The following is a 3,514-nucleotide window of genomic DNA, read 5'->3' on the forward strand; positions in this document are numbered from 1 at the left end:
CTTTCTCGGTAAGGATGGTCATCCGGCTCATGCGGCGCGCTCCTTGAGCGATGGCGCTACGCCGCAAACGATTGTGCGGTGCGCGTCCATATCGATGTTGCGACCGGACAGCAGAACAACCACCGGCCCGTCCGACCTGACCTTGCCGGCCAGCAGTGCGGCGATGCCGACAGCGCCCGCGCCCTCGACGATTTCGCGCTCCTGCGCATAGGCGTGACGGATTCCGGCGGCGATCTCGTCTTCGCTGAGCAGGATGACATCATCGAGCAGGTCGCGGCACATGGCGAAGGTCAGCCGATTGTCGAGGCCGATGCCGCCGCCGAGCGAATCCGCCAGCGTCGGCAATTCTTCCACCAATACCGGTTGGCCCGCATCGAGGCTGGCCTTCATCGCCGCGCCACGCGCCATCGAGACACCGATGACTTTTGTCCGGGGGCTGACGCCTTTGATGGCCGTAGCAACCCCTGAGGCGAGCCCACCGCCGGAGAGTTGGACCAGAACGAGGGCGGCATCCGGGACCTGCCCGATTATCTCAAGCCCGACCGTGCCTTGCCCGGCGATAATGTCGGGATGGTCGAAGGGCGGCAGCATCACCAGCCCCTCTTGCGCCACCAGCCGATCGACCTCCTGCTGGGCATCGTCCTGGCTGTCGCCGATAATGCGGACCTCCGCGCCAAGCCGGCGGATCTCGTCGAGCTTGTTGCCGGGCACCAGGCGCGACATGCAGATTACGGCGCGCATGCCCTCAAGCTTCGCCGCATGCGCCAGCGCGCGGCCATGATTGCCGGTCGAGGCCGCGACCACGCCCCGCGCCTTCTGTTCGGCGTTCAACGAGGCGACGGCGTTCGAGGCGCCACGCAGCTTGAAGCTGCCGGTGGTCTGCCGGTGTTCGAGCTTGAGGTGAACGGGGACGCCCAGTTGTTCGGATAGGCTCGGGGACAGCACGGTCGGCGTGCGCTCGACTTTGCCAGCGATACGGTCACGGGCGATACGGATGTCCGCTAGGGCGACGGCGCGCGTCATGGGGCGACCCCCTCTGGCCTGCCGGCCATCTCCCCCTCGAGGGGGGAGATTGGCAGCTTCGACGCTGCCGTTCTTCCTGTCACGTCGGTGATTGGCGAAAGCCGGGCAGCAGCTAATCTCCCCCCTCGAGGGGGAGATGGCCGGCAGGCCAGAGGGGGTCGCTCGTGAATGTGGGACATCGTCTTACTGAACCAACGGCAACGTCATCAGCCGCCCGAACTCAGGATGCGGCGCCTCATCCCCGCACAATCTCAGGCAGTTCCAGGCGGTCGCCTGGTTGCTGGTCACCACGGGACGTCCGATCGCCTTTTCCATGCCGGTGAGCGCGAGGGCGCTACGCAGCGCCGTGCAGGACACGAACAGCGCATCGGCGCTGGCGTCGGTCGCTTCCCGCGCAAGATCGACAAGGGTTGCCGGTGCGATGCGCGCCATCTCGCGGTCGTCCTCGAAACCGAGGCAGGTGAAGCTGACGATCTCGAAGCCGCGCGCCGCGAAATAGGCGGCCATCGGCCTGGATGTCTCGACCGTGTAGGGAGTGAGGATGCTGAGCTTGTTTGCGCCCAGCGCACGCAGCCCGCGCACGCCCGCCATCGGCGGTGTGACCACCGGCACGCCGGGCTTTGCGACCTGGATCGCCGCCTCGATCTCGGCATCGCCGATTACCACCGAGGCCGAAGTGCAGGAATAGCAGATGGCATCGAGCTTCTCGTCCGGCAGGATCAGGGCGGCGCCCGCCGTCAGCGCCGGCTGCATCTTGCGCAGGTTTTCAGGCGTCGTCGGGTTGGCATAGGGAATGCGCGCGACATAGACGCCGACCCGCTCGCTCGCCACCATGCGGCGGAAATCCGGTTCGCTGGTGTGGTCAGTGGCCAGGATGATCAGGCCGATGCGCATGTCGAGCGGGCGTGCATCCAGCGCCGGCCGTTTCGGGTAGATCTTGATCTCGGGCAAGGGTTTCATCGGTTACCTCTCGATCTTGCCGTAGCGGCGTTCCAGCCAGCGCAGCAGCACGACCGAAAACAGACTGATGACCAGGAAGAAAGCACCGACCAAGGTGATCGGCTCGATATAGCGATAGTAGGTGTTGGCGACGCTTTTGGCCTGGTTCATCAGTTCCAGCACGGTGATTGCCGACAGCAGCGGCGTTTCCTTGAACATGGCGATGAAATAATTGGCGAGCGCCGGAATCATCGGCGGGATGGCCTGCGGAATGATGATGTGGGTCCAGGTCTGACTGGCGCTCAAATTGCATGCCTTGGCGGCCTCCCATTGGCCGCGCGGCACATTGTCGATGCCGGCACGATAAACCTCGGCCGTGTAGGTGCCGTAATGCAGCCCGAGCCCGATGACACCGGCGACCAGCGGCGGCAACAGGATGCCGATGTCGGGCAGCACGTAGAAAATGAAATAGAGCTGCACCAGCAGCGGCGTGCCACGGATGAATTCAGCCGCCCAGCCGACCGTGCGCGACAGCGCTTTGTTGGGCGAGCGGCGCGCCAGCGCAATGCCCAGCCCGACGACCGCCGCCAGCACCGAGCCGAGCAGCGTCGCCAGGATGGTGATCTTCACCCCCTGGATCAGCGTCGGCATGATTTCCCAGACGAAATTCCAATCCCATTCCATCAGCAGGCCCAATTTATCAGAAGGAAATTGGCCATCAGGCACGCACCCCATCGAGGCCGCGCGCCATGCGTCGTTCCAGCGAGCGCACGCCCCACGAGATGAGCAGGGCGAGGATGAAATAGATGATCAGGATGGTGGTGAATGGCACCAGGGTGTTGCCGGTCTGGGCGCGCACCACCTGCGCCTGGAAGGTCAGGTCGGTGAGCGAGATCAGCGACACCACGGCGGTCGCCTTGAGCAATTCGATGGCGTTGTTGCCGAAAGTCGGCAGCATCACCAGCAGCGCCTGCGGCAGGATGATGTGGCGCATGCCTTGCCACCGCCCGAGATTGAGCGCGGTGCAGGCCTCATACTGTTCGCGGCCGATCGACTGGATGGCGCCGCGCACGACTTCGGCGGCGTAGGCGCCGACATTGAGGCCGAGCGCCAGCACGCCGGCCTGCAACGGGGTCAACGAAATGCCGATGAAGGGCAGCACGAAATAGGCCCAGAACAACTGCACGAAGATCGAGGTGCCGCGGAAGAATTCGATATAGGCGGTGGCCAACCAACGCAGCGCAAAGAAGCGCGATACGCGCCCCATGCCGGCGAGGAAGGCCATGATCAACGCCAGCACCGACCCCATCAGCGTCAGCTCGATGGTGACAAGCGCTCCCTGCAATATCAGGCCGAAATAGCCGGACCACTGGGTCATTTACGTTCCAACGTTGGGTTTAGCTCCTTCTCCCCGTACGGGGAGAAGATGCCGGCAGGCAGATGAGGGGCGGCACTAGAGTCTCAGAACTTGGCGCCGCCCCTCATCCATCACTTCGTGACACCTTCTCCCCGTTGAACGGGGAGAAGGAAAAATCACTTCGCCGCGCAGAGC

General features: G+C 64.2%; 4 protein-coding genes. All 4 read right to left on the bottom strand.

Annotation, left to right across the window (positions count from 1 at the left end):
* Nucleotides 1-27 precede the first annotated feature (27 nt).
* On the bottom strand, nt 28-1,023 hold the full coding sequence (eutB, locus tag EN939_RS25575) for a hydroxyectoine utilization dehydratase EutB (RefSeq protein WP_127270570.1): 996 nt from the start codon (nt 1,021-1,023) through the stop codon (nt 28-30).
* A 183-nt stretch (nt 1,024-1,206) separates the two neighbouring features.
* Complete coding sequence (eutA, locus tag EN939_RS25585; RefSeq protein ID WP_127270572.1) at nt 1,207-1,983, bottom strand: ectoine utilization protein EutA; 777 nt, start codon at nt 1,981-1,983, stop codon at nt 1,207-1,209.
* Nucleotides 1,984-1,986: 3 nt separating this feature from the next.
* Nucleotides 1,987-2,646 carry an ectoine/hydroxyectoine ABC transporter permease subunit EhuD gene (gene ehuD / locus EN939_RS25590; RefSeq protein ID WP_127270574.1) on the bottom strand — a complete coding sequence of 220 codons (660 nt, stop codon included), beginning with the start codon at nt 2,644-2,646 and terminating at the stop codon, nt 1,987-1,989.
* A 34-nt stretch (nt 2,647-2,680) separates the two neighbouring features.
* Nucleotides 2,681-3,340: an ectoine/hydroxyectoine ABC transporter permease subunit EhuC gene (gene ehuC / locus EN939_RS25595; RefSeq protein ID WP_013530328.1), complete on the bottom strand. Its 660-nt coding sequence runs from the start codon at nt 3,338-3,340 to the stop codon at nt 2,681-2,683.
* Between the last annotated feature and the right edge of the window lie 174 nt (nt 3,341-3,514).

Origin of the sequence: Mesorhizobium sp. M7A.F.Ca.CA.002.05.1.1 (genome assembly GCF_003998335.1) — a bacterium.
Lineage (GTDB): Bacteria > Pseudomonadota > Alphaproteobacteria > Rhizobiales > Rhizobiaceae > Mesorhizobium.

Excerpts from the sequence above, each read along its gene's own strand:
- eutB (WP_127270570.1), bottom strand. The coding sequence starts at position 1,023 with ATGACGCGCGCCGTCGCCCTAGCGGACATCCGTATCGCCCGTGACCGT.
- eutA (WP_127270572.1), bottom strand. The coding sequence starts at position 1,983 with ATGAAACCCTTGCCCGAGATCAAGATCTACCCGAAACGGCCGGCGCTG.
- ehuD (WP_127270574.1), bottom strand. The coding sequence starts at position 2,646 with ATGGAATGGGATTGGAATTTCGTCTGGGAAATCATGCCGACGCTGATC.
- ehuC (WP_013530328.1), bottom strand. The coding sequence starts at position 3,340 with ATGACCCAGTGGTCCGGCTATTTCGGCCTGATATTGCAGGGAGCGCTT.